We start from the raw sequence: 21,977 nt of genomic DNA, 5'->3' as shown, positions 1-21,977 counted from the left end.
TCCTGAACAGGCATCTAGGGGCGCGGTGCGACATTTCCATGTCAGCGCAGGAAGCGGCGGGCACAATTCTGCGTCACCGCCAGCACCATCCCGCCGTCGCGCAGCCCGTCCACGGTGCCGCACCATGCGCCGTCGGTGGTGAACAGGCTCTGCGTGCCGCGCGCGGGGCGATAGGCGACGCGCCGGCCCGACAGGTCGAACAGGTTCAGCACGCCCCCGGCATTCGGCGCGTAATAGCCCACCACCGAGCCGTCGGCGGTGAAGATCACCCGCTGCTCGTTCTCGGGGTCGGTGGGGCGGTTGCCGGCGACCTGCGCGGAATTGGCGGTGTTGCCGGCGCTGTTCCAGGCGGCATGGGGGGCGTTGCCGGGGCGGGCGGGGCTGTTGGCGGGATGGCCCGGCCCCAGGTCGAAGGGCAGCTGCGTGCTGTCGAGCACCACCAGCGGCGCATCCGCCAGCGCGGGCGCGGCGGCCAGCATCACAAGCATCGTCAGCAGGCGCATCGGGTCTCCTCCAGCGGCGTCGGGCGCAGGATGGCGCAGCCGGGCGGCCTGCGCCAGAGGGCGGGTCAGGGTCGCAGCGCGGCCTCCAGCCGGTCGAACTCGTCGCGGTCGCCTGGAATGCCAAGGCGCAGCCAGCGGTCGGAATAGGGAAAGCGCCGCGTCCAGACATGCGCGCGGGCCAGCGCCTCCTGCGCCGCGCGCGCGTCGGACGTCTCGTAGAGGCGGAACAGGTGCGTGCCCCCGACGGGCCGCCAGCCGCCGCGCAGGGCCAGCCGGTCCAGGTTCAGCGCGGCCTCGGCGTGATAGGTCACGGCCGCATCCGCCCAGGCCGCATCCGCCATGGCCGCGGCCCCGATGGCCAGGGCCGGACCGGCCACGGCCCAGGGCCCCGCCGCCTCGCGCAGCGCGGCCAGCAGATCCGGCCGCGCCACCGCGAATCCCAGCCTCAGCCCCGCCAGACCCCAGAACTTGCCGAAGCTGCGCAGCACCACGGCATTGTCGGGCAGCTCCGGGATCAGCGACAGGTCCGGTCGCGGATCGGCAAAACTCTCATCCACGATCAGCGTGCCGACCCGACCCGCCAGCGCGGTCAGTGCCGCGGGGCTCCACTCGCGGCCGTCGGGGTTGTTGGGGTTGACCACCACGGCCAGATCGGCCCCCTCCATCGCGGCGATGTCCGGGGCGGCGCTGACCTGCCAACCCGCCGCGCGCAGGCTGGCCGCGTGTTCGTTGTAGCTGGGCGTCAGCACCGCCGCCCGGCCCGGCGCCAGGACGCGCGGCAGGATCTGGATCGCGGCCGACGCCCCCGCCATGGGCAGCACCCTGCCCTGCGCACAGCGCAGCCAGGCGGCCGCCACGTCGATCAGCCGCGCCTCGTCCGCGGCGGTGGGCAGGGCGCGCCAGGCGTGGTCGGGCAGGGCCGGCACCGGCCAGGGCCGCCGGTTGATCCCGGTCGAGAGATCGATCCAGTCCCCCGGCCCGAAGCGCGCGACCGCCGCATCCAGATTGCCCCCGTGATCGCGCGCCATGCCGCCCCCCGCCGTTCCGCGCCCTTGCTAGGGCAGGGGACGCGCGCAGGCAATGCATGGCGGTCGCGGCGGCAGGGTGCCGTGGCACGGCCTCGACCATCGTGACAGGAGGCCGCATGTCGGGCGACATGACCGGACAGATCATCCCGCCCGACATCCGCCGCATGCCCGACGGGCGGCTGGTTCTGGTCGGAGGGAATCACAACGTCCAGACGATGTTCGCGGCTGACGGAACCGGGGCCGATCCGGCGGCGGTAGCGGTCTTCTTGGCCAACCATGCCGCGCGCTGCGGTTGGTGCGCCGAGCGTGGCATCGGATATGGGCAATGGGTCTTCCCCGACCCGATCGTCTTTGCCGAGGGCCTTCCGCCGGGAAGCGTCGCCTCGGTGCTGGAGCGTGCCCTGCCCGAAGCGGTGCGGCCCGCCGGGATCCACTATCCGCTGCCGCTGATCGCGGGTCATCCGGACCGGCAATGCATGACCGACACGCATCACAGCCCGATCGGCGGGATGCATGTCGCGGCCGATGTGGCGCGCATCCTGCTGGGCGTCGATCCGACGCCCACGGTCGACAGACTGACGGCAGAGCTGTCCGAACCGTCCTCGCATGTGGGCGACCTGGGCGTCCAGTGCACGCCCCCCATCGTCGAGATGCGCGCCCGCCAGCCGCATCTGCCGGGCATCCGGTCCGCCACGAACGGGGTGCAGGCGGGCAACATGGGCATCATCCAGCTGGTGGTCGGCCCGAACTCGCAGACCGACCGGACCCTGCTGATCTTCGGCGATTCGTTCTTCCGGTCGCTCTTGCCCGAACTGGCGCGCTCCTGGCGCAGCATCGTCTTCTGCCGCACGCCGTTCTTCCATAAGGAGATGGTCGCGGCCATCGCCCCGCATGACATCGTGACCGGTCTGGCCGAACGCTATTTCGCCACCACGCGCCCCGATGCCGAGCGGCCGCATTTCCTGGCCTATCCGCTGATGCTGGGCCGCGCGACGAACCCCGATGCCGCCTTCCCGGCGCTGTGGGCGCAGCTGGTGGATGCGGCGCGGCTGGCCCGGCCCTGACCGGCCCGGGCGGTTTCGCCCTTTACTGTCCCGCCCTGAGGTGCCACGATATCTGGTAAGAACCAAGGGGGACCTACGCCGTAGGTTGTGCGTCCCCCGACAGATGGAGGGCCCCGGGCCGGGTCAGGAAGGGGCAGCGATGCAGATCACCGACGAGGCGCTGACCGAAGGCGCCCACCCCATCGACATCGTCCAGGCCATCGCCACCCATCATCACTGGGACTTCGACCGCCCGGCCAGCGACCAGATCGCGATGGTGCTGCAGGGGCTGTGGCGCGGCTATGCGCTGACGCTGGCCTGGTCGCCCGTGGACCGGGTGCTGCGGCTGATCTGCAGCTTCGACTTCGCGCCCCCCGCCGACCGCCTGCCCGCCGTGCTGGAGGTCGTGAACCTGGCCAACGACCGGGTCTGGGAGGGGGGCTTCACCTTCTGGGCCGATCAGGGCCAGATGGTCTGGCGCTATGGGCTGGTGCTGGCGGGCGACGCGGTGGCCCATCCCGATCAGGTGGACCGGATCATCGCCGCGGCCCTGACCGCCTGCGAGCGGTTCTACCCGTCGTTCCAGCTGGTGTCGCGGGGCGGGCGCGGCCCGGCCGCCGCGCTGGACATCGCGTTCGGGCCGACCTACGGACGGGCCTGAAGGGCTGCAGGGGAAGGGCACGATCATGGCGGATTTCGACGACATCAACCGGCGCGGACTGGTGCTGGTGGGCTGCGGGCGCATGGGGGGCGCAATGCTGACCGGCTGGCTGGCGCAGGGGCTGGAGCCCGGCGCGGTCACGGTGCTGGACCCGAACCTGGCACCCGAATGGCAGGGCCGGGGCCTGCGCGTGAATGCCGACCTGCCCGCCGATCCGGCGGTGGTGGTGCTGGCGGTCAAGCCGCAGATGATGGGCGGTGCGCTGGCCGCTATGCCGGACCTGTCGGACAGCTTGGTGATCTCGGTCGCGGCGGGCACGACCATCGCGACCTTCGAGGCGGCCTTTCCCGGCGCCCCGGTGATCCGGGTGATGCCCAACACGCCCGCGGCCATCGGTCTGGGCATCTCGGCCATGATCGGCAACGATGCCGCGACGCCCGTGCATCTGGATCTGGCCGAGGCGCTGATGCGCGCCGTGGGCCGCGTCGTCCGGCTGGAGCACGAGGGCCAGATGGACGCCGTCACCGGCCTGTCGGGCAGCGGCCCGGCCTATGTGTTCCACCTGATCGAGGCGATGGCTGCCGCAGGCGCGGCGCAGGGCCTGTCGCCCGCGCTGTCGCTGGAGCTGGCACGCGCGACCGTGGCCGGCGCCGGCGCGCTGGCCGTCCATGCGGACGAGGACCCGGCCGTGCTGCGCCGCAACGTGACCTCGCCCAACGGGACGACCGCGGCGGGGCTGGCGGTGCTGATGGACGAGGGCACCGGCCTGACGCCGCTGATGGTGCGCACCGTGGCGGCCGCGACCGAACGCGGACGGGAGCTGGGTCGCGCATGATCACCTTCGACGATTTCCTGAAGGTCGACATCCGCGTCGGCACCATCACCCGCGCCGAACCCTTCCCCGAGGCGCGCAAGCCCGCGATCAAGCTGTGGCTGGACCTGGGCGATCTGGGAGAGCGCAAGTCCTCGGCCCAGATCACCCGTCATTACGACCCCGAAACGCTGGTCGGCACGCAGGTCCTCTGCGTGGTGAACTTTCCGCCCCGCCAGATCGGCCCCGTCATGTCCGAGGTGCTGGTCCTGGGCGTGCCCGACCCCGACAATGAGGTCGTGCTGATCCGCCCCGACCTGACCGTCCCCAACGGAGGCCGTCTCTATTGAAGGTTCTTGTCACCCGCCCGATGACCGACCGCGCCACCGCCGCCATCCGCGCGGCCTGCGACGCGACATTCCGCGACAACACGCCCCTGACCGTCGATCAGGCGGGCCAGGCGATGCGCAATTATGACGCGATCATCCCGACGCTTGGCGACGCCTTCGGGGCCGAGGCCTTCCGGGGCGACCTGCGCTGCCGGCTGCTGGCCAATTTCGGCGCGGGGTTCAACCATATCGACATCGCCGCGGCCCGCGCCGCCGATGTGGCGGTCACGAACACGCCCGACGTGGTGACGGACGCCACCGCCGACATCGCGCTGACGCTGATGCTGATGGTGCTGCGCCGCGCGTCCGAGGGCGAGCGCCTGCTGCGCGCGGGCGGCTGGACCGGGTGGAACCCCACGCAGCTGCTGGGCGCCGAGATGTCGGGCCGCACCGTGGGCATCGTCGGCATGGGCCGGATCGGTCAGGCCATCGCGCGGCGCGCGCATCTGGGCTTCGGCATGGACGTGGTGTTCTTCAACCGCTCGACCGTCGCGGGGCTGAAGTTTTCGGCCCGCCAGATTGGCGATCTGCGCGCCATGCTGACGGCCTGCGACGTGGCGGTCATCGCCGTGCCCGGAGGGGCGGCCACGCGCGGCCTGATCGGCGCGGCCGAGCTGGAGGCCCTGGGGCCGCGGGGCGTGCTGATCAACATCGCCCGTGGCGACGTGGTGGACGAGGATGCCTTGATCGCCGCGCTGGTCGAGGGCCGCATCGGCGGAGCCGGGCTGGACGTCTATGCACGTGAGCCGCATGTGCCGCAGGCGCTGCTGGACGCGCCGAACGCCACGCTGCTGCCGCATCTGGGCACCGCCACCGACGACACCCGCACCCGGATGGGCCTGCGGGCTCTGGCCAACCTTCAGGCCTTCATGGATGGGGCCAGCCTGCCCGACGCGGTCGGCTGAGGAACCCCGCGCCGCCCCGAACGTTATCTTTGCATAGGAACGTCTGCAAAGGAGACGGACATGAACTGGGATATCATCCAAGGCAAGTGGAAGCAGCTGAAGGGCGCCACCAAGGTCAAATGGGGCGAGCTGACCGACGACGAGCTGGACCAGATCGACGGCAACAAGGATAAGCTGGCCGGCAAGCTTCAGGAGAAGTACGGCTGGACCAAGGATCAGGCGGATCGCGAGATCGACGACTATTATCGCGACAAGTGATCCGATCGCCGCAAGGCGGGAAGGGGCGCTCCGATGGGGGCGCCCCTTTCGCATGGGAGTGCCCCATCGCATCGGCTTGATCGTCCGCCGTGGCTGAGGCACCAAGGGGCGACATCGCCGGAGGCGTTCCATGCACTATGCCTATACCGTCCAGGGCAACCGCCTGACCCGCCTCGAGGCCGACCGCGATCTGGCCGATGCGGTGTGGATCGACCTGATCCAGCCCTCCGACCCCGAGATCGCGCGTCTGCGCGCCTTGGGCGTTCCGGTCCCCAGCCTGTCCGAGATGGAGGAGATCGAGCTGTCCAACCGCCTCTATCGCGAGGACGGGCTGGACTACATGACCGCCATGCTGCCCGGAGAGCGCGCGGGCGGCGACCGCACCTCGATGCCGGTCACGTTCATCCTGTCGGCGGATCGGCTGGTGACGGTGCGGCACCATTCGCCGCGCCCCTTCCTGACCTTCCCCGAACGGGCCGAACGGTCGTCCCTTGGCTGCACCACGCCGGGCCGGCTGTTCCTGGGCCTGATCGAGGAGATCATCGCCCGGCTGGCCGACATCCTGGAGGGGGCGGGGCGCACGCTGGATCAGACCACGGCCTCGGTCTTCGAGCGGCGCGCCGTAGCCGCAGGCTCCGAGCGGCTGCAGGCCGCCCTGCAGGATGTCGGGCGCGAGGCCGAGACCATGGCCCGCGTGCGCCTCGCGCTGCTGACGGTCGAGCGGCTGCTGGCCTTCCACACCGCGACGCTGGAGGACCGTCCCGACGACCGCCGCCTGCGTGCCGCGACCCGTGCCCAGATGCGCGACATCCAGGCGCTGGAGGTGCATGCCGACTTCCTGGGCGGGCGGGTCAGCCTGGCGGTCGATACCACGCTTGGCCTGATCAACCTGCAGCAGAACAACACCGTGCGCATCCTGTCCGTGGTGGCGGCGCTGTTCCTGCCGCCGACGCTGATCGCCAGCATCTACGGGATGAACTTCACCAACATGCCCGAACTGGACGAACCTTGGGGCTACGGCTTCGCGCTGGCGCTGATGGGGGTGACGACGGCCGGTACCTGGCTGTTCCTGCGCTGGAGGAACTGGATCTAGAGGTCGTCCAGCATGTCCAGCATCTCGGGTGGCATCTGCCCTTCGGAGAGTGTCACGCTGTGCGGGCCGGTGGCGTCGGTGACGGTGATCGCATAGCGCATCCGGTCGGGACAGCCGGGGCAGGGGGTGGCGGCCATGCGCGCCAGCGCACCCGGGTCGAAGGCCGTGCAAAGCGCATCGGCCCGGTCGCCGGGCTGCGCCGCCGTGTCGATGCGGCGCGACGTGGCGGCGGTGATGCCGCCGAAGCCGCCATGGCTGCGGATCTCGATGATCATGCGGTCCTCCGATCCGCCGATCATAGGATCAGACCGCGATTCCCACAAGTTTCCACGCGCGCCGCAGCAGCAGCGCCTGCTGGCTGCCCGTGCCCGCCAGCGCCGCCGCGCTGCGCAGGGTCTGGTCGGCGAAATCGGAGAAGCCGGCCATCGGGTTGTTCAGGTCCTGCAGCGTCCGGTACCAGATGCGGCCCGGCAGCTCCCACGCGTTGCCGCCCAGATAGCTGCAGAACAGGTAGAAGGCGTGGTTCGGAATGCCGGAATTGATGTGCACGCCGCCATTGTCGTCGGTCGTGGTGTTGAACTGATCCATGTGCCAGGGCTGCGGATCTGTGCCCAGCAGGTCGTCGGCATAGGCCGTGCCCGGTGCCTTCATGCTGCGCAGCGCCACGCCGTTGATGCCCGGACCCAGGATGCCGCGCCCGATCAGCCAGTCGGCCTGATGCGCCGTCTGGCCCAGCACGCGCTGTTCGGCCAGCGCGCCGAAGACGTCGGCCACATGCTCGTTCAGGGCGCCGGACTGGTTCTCGTAGATCAGGCCGCCGGAATGCTGGATGACGCCATGGGTCATCTCATGCGCGATGACCGACAGCTGCAGGAAGGTCCGGAAAATCTTTCCGTCGCCCGTGCCATAGGCCATCTGCTGCCCGTCCCAGAAGGCGTTGTTGTAGTTGCGGCGGTGCTGGACGGTGGCGACCAGCGGCATGCCGCGCCCGTCCAGCGAATTGCGGCCGTATTCCTCGGCGAACATCGCATAGACCTGTCCGGCGCTGTCATAGGCCAGGTCGGCATCGGGAATGCCCGAGGGCGCGTCGCCTTCGCCCCGCACCAGGCGGCCGGGCAGGGCGGCGCGGAATTCGCCGTCATGGATGCGCCGGTCGGGGCAGCACAGGTCGGGATCGGGCGCGATGCCCTGCGGGGCGGGCGGCGGGCTGGCCCAAGCCGCGCGCTCCTCGCGCAGCTGTTCGTCATGGCGCAGCAGGGTCCGCGCCATGTCGGCGGTGGCCGGATCGCCGCGCAGCGCCAGCACGCGCAGCATGTAGGGCGGCACGATGCAGGCGATGGGATTGTGGTGGGAGCAGCCGAAGGACAGGCACATGGCAGGCGACCTTTCCGCATTGGGGTCGCCCTAGGGTAGCACGGAACGCCCGCCCCGCAAGAGGCGGGTGTTCACGTTTCATTCACGTCAGTCCATCCGCTTGCCGTTGTCCTTGGCAAAGAGGTGCAGAGCGCCGGGGCGATAGGACAGGCGCATCCGGTCCGACAGCGCTGCGTCCGAGGGCAGGGTGATGGTGATGCGCGCATCGCCGGTGCGGCCATGGACCAGACGCTGCGCGCCCAGCTCCTCGACCGCGGTGACCTGCATGTCGATGGGGCCGTCCGCGCTGACGGTCAGGTCCTCGGGGCGGATGCCGACATGGCCCGCATGCCCGGTGCCGGGCAGATGCGGCACCGCGCTGGCCTCGATCAGGTTCATGGCCGGGCTGCCGATGAAACCCGCCACGAAGGCCGAGGCCGGGCGGCGATAGACCTCCAGCGGCGTGCCGATCTGTTCGATCTGCCCGCCGTTCAGCACGACCAGCCGGTCGGCCAGGGTCATCGCCTCCAGCTGGTCATGGGTCACATAGATCGAGGTCGTGCGCAGACGCTTCTGCAGCTCCTTGATCTCCAGGCGCATGGCGACGCGCAGCTTCGCGTCCAGGTTCGACAGCGGCTCGTCGAAGAGGAACGCGGCCGGTTCGCGCACGATGGCGCGGCCCATGGCGACGCGCTGACGCTGGCCGCCCGACAGGGCGCGGGGCTTGCGGTCCAGGAATGGGCCGATCTGCAGGATGTCCGAGGCGATCTTGACCCGACGCTCGATCTCGTCCTTGGGGGTGCCGCGGTTCTTCAGGCCGTAGGCCAGGTTCTGGCGCACCGACATGTGCGGATAGAGGGCATAGTTCTGGAACACCATGGCGATGTCGCGGTCGGCGGGCTCGACCTCGTTGACCACGCGGTCGCCGATGCGGACCTCGCCCTCGCTGATGCTCTCCAGCCCCGCGACCATGCGCAGCAGGGTGGACTTTCCGCAGCCCGACGGTCCGACCAGGACCAGGAACTCGCCATCCGCGATGTCGATATTGACGCCGCCCACGGCGCGCGCGCCTCCGGCATAGACCTTGCCGAGGCTCTTCAGGGTGATGGATGCCATCTTATTTCTCCGTCTCGACGAGACCTTTGACGAACAGGCGCTGCATGCCGATGACCACCACCACCGGGGGGACCATGGCCATCATCGCCGTCGCCATCACGAGGTGCCACTGCGGGACGCCGTCCACGGCGTCGGCCATGCGCTTGATGCCCGCAACGATGGTGTAATAGTCGCTGCTGGTGGTGATCAGCAGCGGCCAGAGATACTGGTTCCAGCCGTAGATGAACAGGATCACGAACAGGGCTGCTATGTTGGTGCGCGACAGGGGCAGCAGGATGTCGCGGAAGAACTTCATGGGGCCGGCGCCGTCGATGCGGGCGGCCTCGGTCAGCTCGTCCGGGATGGTCAGGAAGACCTGGCGGAAGAGGAACGTGGCCGTGGCCGAGGCGATCAGCGGGATCGACAGGCCCGCATAGCTGTTCAGCATGCCCAGATCGGCCACCACCTGAAAGGTCGGCACGATCCGCACCTCGACCGGCAGCATCAGCGTCACGAAGATGCACCAGAAGGCCAGACCGCGCAGCGGAAAGCGGAAATAGACCACCGCGAAGGCCGACAGGACCGAGATGGCGATCTTGCCGATGGCGATGGCCAGCGCCATGACCAGGCTGTTCAGCATCATCGTGCCGACCGGGGGGGTGCCGCTGGTGGACACGCCCGCACCCAGCATCTGGCTGTAGTTCTGGATCATCTGGTCGCCCGGCCACATCGGGATGGTGCCCGACATGAAGGCGGTCGCGCTGTGGGTCGAGGCCACGAAGGCCACCCAGACCGGCAGCGCCACCACGCAGACCCCTAGGATCAGCGTCAGATGGGCGGCGAGGTTCAGGAAGGGACGGTTTTCGATCATCAGTAGGCCACCTTCTTTTCCACATAGCGGAACTGGATCACCGTCAGGACCAGCACCAGCATCATCAGCACGACCGACTGCGCCGCCGACGAGCCCAGGTTCTGGCCCACGAAGCCGTCGAAATAGACCTTGTAGACCATGATGTTGGTGGCCTGCGCCGGGCCGCCCTCGGTCGTGGCGTCGATCACGCCGAAGGTGTCGAACATGGCATAGACGATGTTGACGACCAGCAGGAAGAACGTCGTCGGCGACAGGAGCGGGAAGGTGATGTCGAAGAAGCGCCGCACGGGGCCCGCCCCGTCGATGGCCGCAGCCTCGCGCAGGCTGGCCGGGATCGCCTGAAGCCCCGCCAGGAAGAACAGGAAGTTGTAGCTGATCTGCTTCCACGCGCTGGCGATGACGACCAGGGTCATGGCGTCGCCCTTGTCCTGGATGTGGTTCCAGTCATAGCCCAGGCCGCCCAGCAGATAGGGCATGATGCCGATGGTGGGGTTGAAGATGAACCACCACAGGATGCCCGCGACCGCAGGCGCCACCGCATAGGGCCAGACCAGCAGCGTCGTGTAGACCCGCGCCGAGCGGATCATCCGGTCCACCGCGATGGCCAGCAGCAGCGACAGCCCCATCGACAGCACCGTGACCGAGATCGCGAAGACCGCCGTCACCTGCAGGCTGTTGAGGTATTCCGGGCTGCCCCAGAGCCGGGCGAAGTTGTCCAGGCCCACGAACGTGGTGCGGGTGCCGAAGGCATCCTCGCGCAGGAAGCTCTGGCGGATGGCCTGGGCGGCGGGCCACAGGAAGAACACGAAGGTGATGATCAGCTGTGGCGCCAGCAGCAGCCATGGCAGCAGCTGGTTTCGGAAGATGGTGCGCTTCATCGCGGGACCCTGGACGTGGAACGGGAAAAGACCGGGGCCGCGCGTGACGCGCGGCCCCGGCCGTTGTCGGGCGAACCCTTACTGGTTCTGGGCCTGGAACTCCTCCAGCAGCGCGTCGCCGCGGCTGACGACCGCGTCCAGCGCGCCCTGCGCGTCCTTGTCGCCGGCCAGGAGCTGCTCGAACTCCTCGTCGATGACGCCGCGGATCTGGACGTAGTTGCCGAAGCGCAGGCCCTTGGAGTTCGCGGTCGGCTCGTTCAGGGTGATCTGGCGGATGCCGGTGTCGGCGCCGGGATTCTCGGCGTAGTAGCCCTCCAGCGCGTCATAGGCGGCCTGCGTGATCGGCAGGTAGCCGGTGAAGGAGGCCCAATCGGCCTGCACCTCGGGCTGGGTCAGGTATTCGAAGAAGGCGGCGGTGGCCGCGTATTCCTCATCCGTCTTGCCCGACAGCACCCAGAGCGAGGCGCCCCCGATGATCGAGTTCTGCGGCGCGCCCTCGACATCGTCGTAATAGGGCAGCATGCCGTAGCCGACCTCGAACTCGGTCGCGTTGGCGACGACGCCCGCGCGGCTGGCCGAGCTGCCCATCATCATCGCGCATTCCTGCGAGTACAGCATCGGGGCCGCGTTGTCGGCGCCCACCGGGCCGCCATACTTGAACACGCCCTCGTCGGACCAGCGCTTGAGGTTCTCCCAGTGCTTGACCTGCACGGGGCCGTTCAGCGACAGGCGCGCGTCCAGACCGCCGAAGCCGTTCTCCAGCGTGCCGATGGGCTGGTTGTGCCAGGCCGACAGGTTCTCGGTCTGCGCCCAGCTGATCCACTGGGTGGTGAAGCCGCAAGTCGCCGCGCCCGATTCCATGATCTGCTTGCTGAACTGCTCCAGCTCGGCCCAGGTCTTGGGGGGGGTGTTCGGGTCCAGGCCGGCCTTCTCGAAGACGGTCTTGTTGTAGTACAGGATCGGGGTAGAGCTGTTGAACGGCATCGACAGCATGTTGCCGTCGGTATCGGTATAGTAGCCCACGACCGAGGGCAGGAAGGCCGCGGCGTCGAAGTCCTGGCCGTGATCCGTCATCAGCTGATGGACCGGGACGATGGCGCCCTGGGCGGCCATCATGGTGCCGGTGCCGACCTCGAAGACCTGCACGATGGCCGGCTGCTGGTTCGCGCGGAACGCGGCGATCGCGGCGGTCATCGTCTCGGGGTAGGTGCCCTTGTAGGCGGGGGTGACGGTGTATTCGTCCTGGCTGTCGTTGAAGCCCTGGGCGATTTCTTCCAGCTTCGCGCCCAGCTCGCCACCCATGGCGTGCCACCACTCGATGTTCGTTTCTGCCTGCGCGGCAGTCAGCGACGCCATCAGCGCCACCGCGGATGCGGTGCTGTATCGGATCATGGTCTGTTTTCCCTCCCTTGTGGGGCTGCGGTCCCGCCCCGCCTAACGGCTCTTTGCGACGGGACTACAACACCAATGCGACAGTCTTGTGACGTCGCGGGGCCTGGGTCAACGGGTTTCGTCCGCTTGCGGTTTTTTCCGATCCTGCGCGAAACCGGACATCACCGCCGTGATCAGCGGAGAGATGATCCGCGTGGCCGCGGGGATCAGCGCCAGTCCCAGGATCAGCCCGATGACGCCGTCGCAGAAGGCCGTGACGACCCAGGCCGCGACACCCGGCGCGGCGGGCAGGGCGGCCGCGGCGGCATCCGCCCAGTGGTGGATCGTCTCGTAGGGGGCGTGCCAGCCCAGCTCGTGCAGGCCGTGGACGATGATCTGCCCGCCGACCCAGATCATCGCGGCCGTCCCCACCACGGTCAGCGTGGTCATGAAGCCCGGCATCACACGCACGATTCCGCGCCCGAAGGCCGCCAGCGGCCCGGTGCCGCGCTGCGCCAGGTGCAGGCCCATGTCGTCGGCCTTCACCACCAGCGCCACGAAGCCGTAGACCGCCACCGTGATCGCCACCGCGACCAGCGCCAGGATGATGCCCTTCATCAGCAGGCTGTCCTCGACCGGGATGGTGGACAGAGCGATGGTCATGATCTCGGCCGACAGGATGAAGTCGGTCTTGATCGCGCCGCGCACCCGCTCCTCCTCCAGGGCGGCGCCGTCGCCCTCGGGGTGGATGTGCTTCTCGCTGTCATGGGTGTCGGTTTTGTGGAACAGATGCGCGACCTTGTGCGCGCCCTCGTAGCACAGATAGGCCCCGCCCAGCATCAGCAGCGGCGGGATGGCCCAGGGCGCCAGTGCCGACAGCGCCAGCGCCACGGGCAGCAGGATCACCATCTTGTTGAAGATCGAGCCGCGCGCGATCTTCCAGACGATGGGCAGCTCGCGGTCGGCGTGAAAGCCCTTCATGTATTTCGGCGTGACGGCCGCGTCGTCGATCACCGCGCCCGCGGCCTTGGCCCCCGCCTTGGCCGCCTGGCCCGCCACATCGTCGATCGAGGCCGCAGCCACCTTGGAAATTGCCGCCACGTCGTCCAGCAGCGCGATCAGACCGCTCATGCGAGGTCCCCTTGATATGTCATGCCGCGACGACCTGCCGCAGCCCATCTGGAACGCGCAACGCGTCGCGGGGCAAGGGGTTTCACGCGACCGCGCGCCAAACGCTGCCGCGGACGGGAAAAGCCCGCGCAGCGGGGGCTGCGCGGGCCGGCGGTCGAGCGTCACCGGGGGACAGTGGGGGTCCGCCCGACCGGCTGCGTGTCGCGTCGGATCAGGACGCGGGCTGCAGCACGGTGTCGATGACGTGGATCACGCCGTTCGACTGGTCGACATCGGGGATCAGCACGGTGGCGACGGTGCCGTTCTCGTCCGCGATCTGCAGCGCATTGTCGCTGGCGCGGATCGAGGCGGTCAGCGTGCAGCCGCCCACGGTCTCCAGCTGGGCCGAGCCGCCGCCCTGCTGGATCATGCGGCCCACGGCGCTGGACATCGCCTCGGTCGGGACGACGTGGCAGGTCAGCACGGTCTGCAGCGTCTGCAGGTTGGCGGGCTCCAGCAGGGTCTCGACGGTGCCCTCGGGCAGCTTCTCGAACGCGGCGTTGGTGGGCGCGAAGACGGTGAAGGGACCGGGGCCCGAGAGCGTCTCGGCCAGACCCGCGGCCTGCACGGCGGCGACCAGCGTGGTGTGGTCGGCCGAGTTCACGGCGTTCTCGACGATGTTGCGGCTGGGCAGCATCTCGGCCCCGCCGACCATGGTGTTCTGGGCAAGGGCGGGGGTGCCCAGGGCGATGGTGGCAGCGATGATCGAAGCGCCGACTTTGGCAAAGCGGGTGGTCATGGACTTCCTCCGGGTTTGGTTCGGGACGCGATCCTGGCGTCCCCGTGCATCCAAACACGCATGGGGCGGCGGATAGTTGCGCCGCCCACCGGTCAACTTGCGGTCACAACGCCGTGAGCGGCGCCATGGCCATGACCGGTCCCGTCGCCTGACCGGTGGGCGATCCGCCCTGCGGCTCGTCCGACAGCGCGATGCGGATGTCGGCAGACGGCTCCAGCCCATCGGGCAGGGTCATGCGCAGCACGCCGTCGCGCGGCACCAGCCCGATCGACACGGGCGCCGATCCGTCGGCCGCGACCCACCAGATCTCCCAGTCACGGCCCTGGGCGGGGGTGCCGCTTTCCAGCGCGACCTCCATGTCGCGGCCGTCCAGGCGGGCCATGACGGCCATGCTCTGGTCCTGCGACATGATGCGGGCCTGAAAGTCGGGCGTCGCGGGTGCGTCCTGAAGGCCCGGCAGCCACAGCACCGCCGCCGTCGCCGCCACCGCCACCGCCACCGCCAGCAGCCCGGTCAGCGCGCCGAAGGGGCCGCGCCACCAGGGCGTGCGGGCCGTCGGGTCGCTGGCCAGGGGGGGCTGCGAATGGCCAAGCCGCTCGCGGATGCCCTGGCGGGCGCGGGCGGGCGCCATCACCGGGGTCAGCGCCTCGGCCATGCCCGCCAGGCGTTCCTGCCAGTCGCGGACCGCGCAGGCAAAGACCGGGTCGTCCGCGGCGCGGGCCTGGGCCGCGCGCGCATCGTCGCCGTCCAGAAGGCCGAGCGCCAGTTCGGCCGCCAGGGCCTGGTCGATCTGCTCCGGGGTCAGGGGGGCGTCCTGGGTCATTGGCTCACGCAGTCCTTCAGCCGCAGCAGGCTGCGTCTGAGCCAGCTGCGCACGGTGTTGATGGGCATGCCCTCGCGGGCGGCCAGGTCGGCATAGGTGACGCCCTCCAGATAGACGGCGCGCACCGCCCCGGCCTGGGCGTCGGCCAGGCGGGACAGGCATTCGTCCAGCATCCGCCGCTCCTCGGCCATGATGGTGGCCGATTCGGGGCCGGGCGCGGTGCAGGCGATCATGGAGGCCGCATCCTCGGGTGCGGTGGCGGGGCGCGATCCGCGCGCCCGCAGCCGGTCGATGGCGCGGTTGCGCGCGATGGTGATCAGCCAGGTCATCGGCGACAGGCCGTTGCTGGCATAGCGCGCGGCGCTTTGCCACACGCGGATATAGACCTCCTGCAGGGTCTCCTCGGCCTCGGGGCGGTCCTTGAGGACCTGCAGGCAGACCGCATGCAGCTTGGCCGAGGTCGCGTCGTAAAGGGCGTCGAACGCCTCGCGGTCGCCCAGGGCGATGCGCGCGATCAGCGTTTCCAGTTCGGAACGGCGGGCGTCATTCAAGGCCGGGATTTCCTTATCACAGGTCGGGGCAACCTTATGAACGCGTTCCCGGCACGTCAACGCGCGCCGCCCGGTTCCGGCAAGGACCTGCCGCGCCTTGCACCGGCTGGCCGAATGGGCGATCAATGCGCCGATGTGATGGAAAGGGCTAGGGCCGATGCTGGACATGAACGCGAAACCCACCGAAGAGATCGACCTGCGCGAGGTGTTCGGTCTGGACAGCGACATGAAGGTGCGCGGCTTTGCCGAACGGACCGAGCGCGTCCCCGAGATCGACAGCACCTACAAGTTCGACCCCGACACGACGATGGCGATCCTGGCGGGCTTTGCCTACAACCGCCGCGTCATGATCCAGGGCTATCACGGCACCGGCAAGTCGACCCATATCGAACAGGTCGCCGCGCGCCTGAACTGGCCCTGCGTGCGCGTCAACCTGGACAGCCATGTCAGCCGGATCGACCTGATCGGCAAGGACGCGATCAAGCTGGTCGACGGCAAGCAGGTCACCGTGTTCCACGAGGGCATCCTGCCTTGGGCCCTGCGCAACCCCACCGCGATCGTCTTCGACGAATACGATGCGGGCCGCGCCGACGTGATGTTCGTGATCCAGCGCGTCCTGGAGGCCGATGGCAAGCTGACCCTGCTGGACCAGAACGAGGTCATCACGCCGAACCCGTATTTCCGGCTGTTCGCCACCGCCAACACGGTGGGCCTGGGCGATACGACCGGCCTCTATCACGGCACGCAGCAGATCAACCAGGGCCAGATGGACCGCTGGTCGCTGGTCGCCACGCTGAACTATCTGCGCCACGATGCCGAGGCCGCGATCGTGCTGGCCAAGGTGCCGCATTACAACACCGAGAAGGGCCGCAGGACCATCGGGCAGATGGTGACGCTGGCCGACCTGACGCGGACCGCCTTCATGCAGGGCGACCTGTCCACGGTCATGAGCCCGCGCACGGTCATCGCATGGGCGCAGAACGCGCGGATCTTCGACAATGTGGGCTATGCCTTCCGCCTGACCTTCCTGAACAAGTGCGACGAGCTGGAGCGCCAGACCGTGGCCGAGTTCTATCAGCGCCTCTTCGACGAGGAGCTGCCCGAAAGCGCGGCGGCCAAGGCCGGCTGATGCGGACCGCGCTGGCGCTGCTGCTGATGATGGCCGCGCCGGCCGCGGCCGAACTGACCCCTGATGAGGCCGCCGTCCTGCCGCGCATCCTGTCGGTGCAGGTGCTGGACATGGTGGCCGTCACAATCGGAGAGGAGCGCGCCATCCTGATGGCGGGCACCGACCCAGACATGGCCGATCTGGTGATCGTGACGGGCGCCCCCGACGAACGGGCGGGCGAGCCGCTGCTGGTCGCGCGCGGCATCGCCTGGACCGGACCGATGGCCGGGCAGGTCGCCACGCTGGAGATCAGCCCGGCGGGCGGGTTGCAGATCGTGTCGGGCAACAGCGCCATCGGCCGGTCCGCATGGATGCGGCGCCTGACCGTGGCCGAGCGTGACGGCGCGCTGGTCGTGGCGGGCTTCACGCAGGAGGGCTATGACCGCATCGACGGCAGCAGCCTGCGCTGCGACTGGAACCTGCTGTCGGGGCGGATCATCGTCGAACGGGGCGACGGCACCCGGCGCGAGGAGATCGGCGCCCCCTCGCGCATCGCGCTGAGAAAATGGGCGGGGCCCGAAGACCGGACCCCGGATGTCTGCCGCGACTAGCGCGCGTCCTTGAGCAGCTTGGCGTAGAAGGCCAACTCCTCCAGCGTGGCGTCCAGCGCGCCTTTCAGGTTCTTCTCGATGGTGCTGATGGGCGCGTCCTCGCCCAGAGGCGAGACCTTGAAGAAGTCACCGCCGCCGATATGGACCGCGTTGCGGCAGGGGACCATCTGCAGCTCGATCGCGATCAGGCGCAACTGCTCCATCGCGCGCGCCCCGCCCAGGCTGCCATAGGCCAGCGCGGTCATCGGCTTGCGGTTCCACTCCTTGTAGGCCTGGTCCAGCGCGTTCTTCAGCGCCCCGGTGACCGAACGGTTGTATTCCGCGACCACGAACATGAAGCCGTCGAACCCGGCCAGCTTCTGCTGCCAGGCGACGGCGCGTGGGTCCTCGGAGGGCGCCCAGAGGTTCGATGCGGCCTCGTCGAAGAAGGGCAGGTCCTGGTCGCGCAGGTCGACCAGCTCGAACTCCAGCGCGTCGTGGTCCTTGACCTTCTCCATGAGCCAGGCGGCGGGCTTGTCGGCGAAGCGGGCTTCGCGGGTCGAGCTGATGATGACGGCGATGCGGGGTTTGGACATGGCGGGGCTCCTGCGGGACATGTGATGGCTCCCAACACCGAAGACCCGCCCCGGGTTCAGCGACCGCTGCGCGCAGGCGCGTCGCGGGGCCTTGTCTGGCGCGGCGGGTGGTGGTCTATAAAGACCATGAAAAAGTCCGACAATCCCGCCGATCCGTTCAAGAAGGCCCTGACCGAGGCGACCCGCGCCCTGGCAGACGACGCGGATCTGACCGTGACCTTCAGCGCGGACCCGGCGGGTGTCGCGGGCGATACGATGCGCCTGCCGCAGGTCAGCCGCCGGATGACCCGCGACGAGGTGCTGCTGGCGCGCGGTACCGCCGACGCCCTGGCGATGAAGCTGCGGCACCATGACGCGGGCACCCATGCGCGCTATGCGCCCGCCGGTCCCATGGCGCGCGAGCTTTACGACGCGATGGAGACGGCGCGCTGCGAAGCCCTGGGCGCGCGGGACATGCCGGGGGCGCTGTCGAACATCGACGCGCGGATCGGCGCGGAGGCCGACCGCAAGGGCTATGCCCAGATCAAGGCACCGGCCGACGCGCCGCTGTCGGTCGCGGCGGGCTATATCCTGCGGCAGGCGGCGACGGGGCGCGCCCTGCCGCCCGGTGCGCAGCACGTGGCCGACCTGTGGCGTCCCTTCGTGGAGAGCCAGGCGGCGGGCGCGCTGGCCGACGTGAACGGGGCGCTGGCCGATCAGGCGGCGTTTTCGCGCCTGTCGCGGCAGATCATCAGCGATCTGGGCTATGGCGACCAGCTGGGCGACGATCCCGACCAGCCCGAGGATGACGACGCCGAGGAGAATGCCGAGCAGGACGAGGAATCCGGCGACAACCAGTCGCGCGACCAGGATGACAGCGAGGAGGCCGAGGCCAGCCCCGAGCGCAGCCAGGAGCAGACCCAGGACGAGCGTCAGGCCCAGGTCAGCATGCACGACAGTTCGGACGAGGAGATGGCGGATGAGGCCGAGATGCCCGATTCCGACATGCCGCCCGACCTGCCGCCGCCGGTCAGCGAGGCCAGCCCCGATTACACCGTCTTCGCCCAGACCTGGGACGAGGAGATCCGCGCCGAGGAGCTGGCCGACACGGCCGAGCTGGAGCGGCTGCGCGCCTATCTGGACAAGCAGCTGGAGCCCCTGCGCGGTGCCGTCAGCCGGCTGGCCAACAAGCTGCAGCGCCGTCTGCAGGCCCAGCAGAACCGCAGCTGGGAGTTCGACAAGGAGGAGGGCGTCCTGGACGCGGGCCGCCTGGCGCGCGTGGTGGCCAACCCCACCATGCCGCTGTCCTTCAAGATCGAGAAGGACACCGAGTTCCGCGACACGGTCGTGACGCTGCTGATCGACAATTCCGGATCCATGCGCGGCCGCCCGATCAGCATCGCGGCGATCTGCGCCGACGTGCTGGCCCGCACGCTGGAGCGCTGCAACGTCAAGGTCGAGATCCTGGGCTTCACCACGCGCGCCTGGAAGGGCGGGCAGGCCCGCGAGGCCTGGCTGGCCGCGGGCCGTCCCGCCCAGCCCGGCCGCCTGAACGATCTGCGCCACATCATCTACAAGCCCGCCGACGCGCCTTGGCGCCGGGTGCGGCCCAATCTGGGCCTGATGATGAAGGAGGGCCTGCTGAAGGAGAACATCGACGGCGAGGCGCTGGAATGGGCGCATCGCCGTCTGGCCAAGCGCCCCGAGGCGCGCAAGATTCTGATGGTCATATCGGACGGGGCGCCGGTCGATGACAGCACCCTGTCGGTGAACCCCGCCAACTTCCTGGAACGCCATCTGCGCGACGTGATCGCCATGGTCGAGAAGCGCCGCGCGGTCGAACTGCTGGCCATCGGCATCGGCCATGACGTGACCCGCTACTATCAGCGGGCCGTGACGATCACCGATGCCGAACAGCTGGGCGGCGCGATCACCGAACAGCTGGCGGCGCTGTTCGACAGCGACCCGCGCAAGCGCGCGCGCGTCCTGGGCATGGCCGCGATGCGCCGGGGCTAGGGCGCATCCACGCAGTCGGCCAGCGTGCGCGCCAGCAGCGCCGTGCCGCCAGGGCGCCAGCCCAGAGCGGTCAGCGCCGCGCAGTCGGGAATGCGCAGCCCCGTTGCATCCGCCCGGGGCGGCGGCGGGTGCGGACAGCCCGTCAGTTGCTGCACCCGTGTCAGCAGGTCGTGCCGGTCCAGCACCAGATCGCTGCAGTTGACGGTGGCGGGTGCCTCCGCCCGGTCCATCAGCAGCAGGGCGGCGCGGGCCAGATCGTCGGCATGCACCTCGGTCGCGACGCGGGGCGCGATGGGCCGGCCCGCGCGGTAATCCGCGATCAGCCCGGCCCATTTCCACGCCGCACCCGGACCATAGACGCCGGTCGCCCGGATCGCGGTGCCGCGCACGGGCAGGGCGGCCAGATGCGCCTCGGCCTGGGCCTTGACCTGACCGTAGAGGGTCGTGGGCCGGGCGGGCAGATCGTCCGGCAGCCGCAGCCCCGCAGGATGCCCGTCATGCACCGCGCGCGAGGACAAAAACAGCACCCGCCCCACGCCCGCCGCCGCCGCCTGGTCGAACAGCCGCCGCGTGCCGTCCAGATTGGCCGCGACGAAGCCCGCCGGATCGTCGCCCTCGCCACCGCGATAGCGGCCGGGCGCGTGGGCGAAGGCGGCGTGGATCAGCGCGTCTTGGCCCGCCAGATCGACCGGCTGCCCAAGCGCCCAGCCATGCGCCCGGTCCAGCGGCGTCACCCGGTGCCCGGCCGCCGCCAATGCACGCGACAGCGCCTGACCCAGGATGCCGCCCGCCCCGGTCAGCGCGACGCGCATCAGGCGGGGACCGGCGGGGCTGGCAGCGCCATCAGGTCGGGCATCGTCCCGCCCGCCGCGACATGACGCCACAGGTCGATCAGCGGTCGCAGGGCGGGGACCTTGGCGTGGTCCTCCCACGGCTTCTCGTACTGGAAATGCAGGATGCGGATCTGACCCCAATCCCACAGCGCGGGCATGTGGGTCCAGACATATTGCAGCAGGTTGTGATGGATCGACAGGCCCTGCCAGTCGGGGAAGAAATCCTGCAGGAAGGTCTGGTCCGTGCGCCGCCAGAAGACCCCCGGCCGATCCAGATGCGCCATCATCGCCGCGAAGGTCGCGGGGTCCGGGCGGGCGGTGAAGACGCCGGAGTTCATCCGCCCGAACCCGTCCAACCCGTCATAGACATTGGGCGCGGCGCAGAATTCGGGAAAGTCGAACAGCCTGTCCACCGGCCGCAGGACCAGCGCATCGGCGTCGATGAAGACGCAGCGCGCGTAGTCCAGCTGCCACAGGCGCAACTTGACGAAATTGTCCAAGGGCGTGTGGAAATCGGGCTTGGCTCCGCGCAGGAAGGCCGCGCGGGCATGCAGCGCGTCGCGGGCATGGGCCACGTCGAAGGCTTCGGATGTGTCCAGCAGCTCGGCCCGGATCAGCCGTGCGCCGAGGGCGCGCAGCTGATCCTGTTGCGCCGCGTCCAGCCTGCGATGCATCACCGCCAGATCGGCCCCCGTGCCGGTCAGCCGCAGCGAGCGCAGCAGCGCCAGCGCGCCGGGCAGATAGGCGGCGTTGGTGACCAGCGTGACGAAGGCGCGATCGGCGGCGGCGGGCCGGTCCGCGACAAGGGCGGGCGGCAGGTCGGACGGGGTCATGGCTGCTCCTGCGGATGGGCGCGGTTCGCGGCCTTCATGACAGAGCGTCGCGGGGTTTGCCAAGCGGCCGCAGGCATGGGGCGCGGCGGAACCCTGTCCCCCTGCTGACGTTGGCCCCCAGACACAGAGGAAGCCCACGCCATGTCCTACAATCACGAGAATCCCGAAAAGGCCGCGCGCAAGCACAAGCCCGCGCTCATCGCCATCGCCCTGGCCCTGCTGGTCGCGGCGGTGGTGTTCTTCGTCTTCACCCCCGGTGCGGATGAACAGAACGACGGCATCGCCACCACGCCGCCGCCGGCCGGCACGCCCGTCACCGATGCCGAGGGTCTGGGCGAGGATGTCGGAGCCCCGACCACGCCGGGCGCCGACACGCCCGCCGACGGCGCCACTGGCCCGGTCGGCACGGCGGCCCGCCCGGCCGGCGAGGATGCCCCCGCCGAGGCCCCCGCACCCGCGAACTGATCACTGCCAAGCGCC

26 protein-coding genes are annotated in these 21,977 nt (G+C 69.6%); 11 read left to right on the top strand and 15 right to left on the bottom strand.

The annotated features are described in order from the left end of the window. Positions 1-41: 41 nt before the first annotated feature. Positions 42-503 (bottom strand): hypothetical protein, encoded by a 462-nt coding sequence (locus AACG61_RS11225; protein ID WP_411837218.1) that lies wholly within the window; start codon positions 501-503, stop codon positions 42-44. Between the two features lie 65 nt (positions 504-568). Beyond that, positions 569-1,531, bottom strand: coding sequence for a threonine-phosphate decarboxylase CobD (cobD, locus tag AACG61_RS11220; protein WP_411837217.1), 963 nt, complete (start codon positions 1,529-1,531; stop codon positions 569-571). Positions 1,532-1,647: 116 nt separating this feature from the next. Here cobD and AACG61_RS11215 point away from each other — a divergent pair, with 116 nt between their 5' ends. From AACG61_RS11215 to AACG61_RS11185, 7 genes are all read left to right on the top strand, one after another. Continuing rightward, a complete protein-coding gene (locus AACG61_RS11215; RefSeq protein ID WP_411837216.1) occupies positions 1,648-2,595 on the top strand; it encodes a hypothetical protein in 948 nt (315 codons plus the stop codon). Positions 2,596-2,734: 139 nt separating this feature from the next. After that, positions 2,735-3,235 (top strand): YbjN domain-containing protein, encoded by a 501-nt coding sequence (locus tag AACG61_RS11210; RefSeq protein ID WP_411837215.1) that lies wholly within the window; start codon positions 2,735-2,737, stop codon positions 3,233-3,235. A gap of 25 nt (positions 3,236-3,260) precedes the next feature. Further along, a complete protein-coding gene (gene proC, locus AACG61_RS11205) occupies positions 3,261-4,070 on the top strand; it encodes a pyrroline-5-carboxylate reductase (RefSeq protein ID WP_411837214.1) in 810 nt (269 codons plus the stop codon). Beyond that, on the top strand, positions 4,067-4,396 hold the full coding sequence (locus tag AACG61_RS11200; protein WP_411837213.1) for a tRNA-binding protein: 330 nt from the start codon (positions 4,067-4,069) through the stop codon (positions 4,394-4,396). The genes proC and AACG61_RS11200 overlap by 4 nt, the downstream gene beginning before the upstream one ends. After that, a complete protein-coding gene (locus AACG61_RS11195; protein ID WP_411837212.1) occupies positions 4,393-5,340 on the top strand; it encodes a 2-hydroxyacid dehydrogenase in 948 nt (315 codons plus the stop codon). Before AACG61_RS11200 ends, AACG61_RS11195 begins: the two co-directional genes overlap by 4 nt. A gap of 60 nt (positions 5,341-5,400) precedes the next feature. Beyond that, a complete protein-coding gene (locus tag AACG61_RS11190) occupies positions 5,401-5,598 on the top strand; it encodes a CsbD family protein (protein ID WP_411837211.1) in 198 nt (65 codons plus the stop codon). 130 nt (positions 5,599-5,728) lie between these two features. Then, on the top strand, positions 5,729-6,691 hold the full coding sequence (locus tag AACG61_RS11185) for a magnesium transporter CorA family protein (protein WP_411837209.1): 963 nt from the start codon (positions 5,729-5,731) through the stop codon (positions 6,689-6,691). On the opposite strand, the gene AACG61_RS11180 is transcribed toward AACG61_RS11185, so the two are convergent. The 10 genes from AACG61_RS11180 to AACG61_RS11135 form a co-directional block, all read right to left on the bottom strand. After that, entirely contained in the window at positions 6,688-6,966 is a 279-nt protein-coding gene (locus AACG61_RS11180) for a protealysin inhibitor emfourin (protein WP_411837208.1), read from the bottom strand. The two genes, AACG61_RS11185 and AACG61_RS11180, sit on opposite strands and share 4 nt — an antisense overlap. Positions 6,967-6,994: 28 nt before the next feature. Beyond that, on the bottom strand, positions 6,995-8,065 hold the full coding sequence (locus AACG61_RS11175) for a M4 family metallopeptidase (protein WP_411837207.1): 1,071 nt from the start codon (positions 8,063-8,065) through the stop codon (positions 6,995-6,997). Positions 8,066-8,152: 87 nt separating this feature from the next. After that, complete coding sequence (locus tag AACG61_RS11170; protein ID WP_411837206.1) at positions 8,153-9,160, bottom strand: sn-glycerol-3-phosphate import ATP-binding protein UgpC; 1,008 nt, start codon at positions 9,158-9,160, stop codon at positions 8,153-8,155. 1 nt (position 9,161) lies between these two features. Then, on the bottom strand, positions 9,162-10,010 hold the full coding sequence (gene ugpE / locus AACG61_RS11165) for a sn-glycerol-3-phosphate ABC transporter permease UgpE (RefSeq protein ID WP_411837205.1): 849 nt from the start codon (positions 10,008-10,010) through the stop codon (positions 9,162-9,164). Continuing rightward, positions 10,010-10,888 carry a sn-glycerol-3-phosphate ABC transporter permease UgpA gene (gene ugpA / locus AACG61_RS11160; RefSeq protein ID WP_411837204.1) on the bottom strand — a complete coding sequence of 293 codons (879 nt, stop codon included), beginning with the start codon at positions 10,886-10,888 and terminating at the stop codon, positions 10,010-10,012. The genes ugpE and ugpA overlap by 1 nt, the downstream gene beginning before the upstream one ends. A 78-nt stretch (positions 10,889-10,966) precedes the next feature. Then, positions 10,967-12,280, bottom strand: a complete 1,314-nt coding sequence (gene ugpB / locus AACG61_RS11155; protein WP_411837203.1) for a sn-glycerol-3-phosphate ABC transporter substrate-binding protein UgpB — start codon at positions 12,278-12,280, stop codon at positions 10,967-10,969. A gap of 108 nt (positions 12,281-12,388) precedes the next feature. After that, positions 12,389-13,390 (bottom strand): DUF808 domain-containing protein, encoded by a 1,002-nt coding sequence (locus AACG61_RS11150; RefSeq protein ID WP_411837201.1) that lies wholly within the window; start codon positions 13,388-13,390, stop codon positions 12,389-12,391. Positions 13,391-13,601: 211 nt separating this feature from the next. Beyond that, positions 13,602-14,168 (bottom strand): fasciclin domain-containing protein, encoded by a 567-nt coding sequence (locus AACG61_RS11145; RefSeq protein ID WP_411837200.1) that lies wholly within the window; start codon positions 14,166-14,168, stop codon positions 13,602-13,604. 103 nt (positions 14,169-14,271) lie between these two features. Further along, entirely contained in the window at positions 14,272-14,991 is a 720-nt protein-coding gene (locus AACG61_RS11140; protein WP_411837199.1) for an anti-sigma factor domain-containing protein, read from the bottom strand. Then, positions 14,988-15,542, bottom strand: coding sequence for a sigma-70 family RNA polymerase sigma factor (locus AACG61_RS11135; RefSeq protein ID WP_411837198.1), 555 nt, complete (start codon positions 15,540-15,542; stop codon positions 14,988-14,990). Before AACG61_RS11135 ends, AACG61_RS11140 begins: the two co-directional genes overlap by 4 nt. A gap of 157 nt (positions 15,543-15,699) precedes the next feature. Here AACG61_RS11135 and cobS point away from each other — a divergent pair, with 157 nt between their 5' ends. Beyond that, positions 15,700-16,671, top strand: coding sequence for a cobaltochelatase subunit CobS (cobS, locus tag AACG61_RS11130; protein ID WP_411837197.1), 972 nt, complete (start codon positions 15,700-15,702; stop codon positions 16,669-16,671). Further along, entirely contained in the window at positions 16,671-17,261 is a 591-nt protein-coding gene (locus AACG61_RS11125; RefSeq protein WP_411837196.1) for a hypothetical protein, read from the top strand. Before cobS ends, AACG61_RS11125 begins: the two co-directional genes overlap by 1 nt. On the opposite strand, the gene AACG61_RS11120 is transcribed toward AACG61_RS11125, so the two are convergent. Next, entirely contained in the window at positions 17,258-17,836 is a 579-nt protein-coding gene (locus AACG61_RS11120) for an NADPH-dependent FMN reductase (RefSeq protein WP_411837195.1), read from the bottom strand. The two genes, AACG61_RS11125 and AACG61_RS11120, sit on opposite strands and share 4 nt — an antisense overlap. 126 nt (positions 17,837-17,962) lie before the next feature. On the opposite strand from AACG61_RS11120, the gene cobT reads away from it, so the two are divergent. Beyond that, on the top strand, positions 17,963-19,831 hold the full coding sequence (gene cobT, locus AACG61_RS11115; RefSeq protein WP_411837194.1) for a cobaltochelatase subunit CobT: 1,869 nt from the start codon (positions 17,963-17,965) through the stop codon (positions 19,829-19,831). Here cobT and AACG61_RS11110 read toward each other — a convergent pair. Together AACG61_RS11110 and AACG61_RS11105 are read right to left on the bottom strand one after the other, a co-directional pair. Continuing rightward, positions 19,828-20,643, bottom strand: coding sequence for an NAD-dependent epimerase/dehydratase family protein (locus AACG61_RS11110; RefSeq protein WP_411837193.1), 816 nt, complete (start codon positions 20,641-20,643; stop codon positions 19,828-19,830). The genes cobT and AACG61_RS11110 overlap by 4 nt on opposite strands. Continuing rightward, entirely contained in the window at positions 20,643-21,497 is an 855-nt protein-coding gene (locus AACG61_RS11105; protein ID WP_411837192.1) for a glycosyltransferase, read from the bottom strand. Before AACG61_RS11105 ends, AACG61_RS11110 begins: the two co-directional genes overlap by 1 nt. Before the next feature lie 141 nt (positions 21,498-21,638). Between AACG61_RS11105 and AACG61_RS11100 the strand changes: the two genes are divergently transcribed. After that, entirely contained in the window at positions 21,639-21,962 is a 324-nt protein-coding gene (locus AACG61_RS11100) for a hypothetical protein (RefSeq protein ID WP_411837191.1), read from the top strand. Positions 21,963-21,977 lie beyond the last annotated feature (15 nt).

This window comes from Paracoccus sp. ME4 (genome assembly GCF_046736325.1).
Lineage (GTDB): Bacteria > Pseudomonadota > Alphaproteobacteria > Rhodobacterales > Rhodobacteraceae > Paracoccus.
Note: the sequence above shows the minus strand (reverse complement) of the source record. Positions and strands in the feature narration are given on the sequence as shown.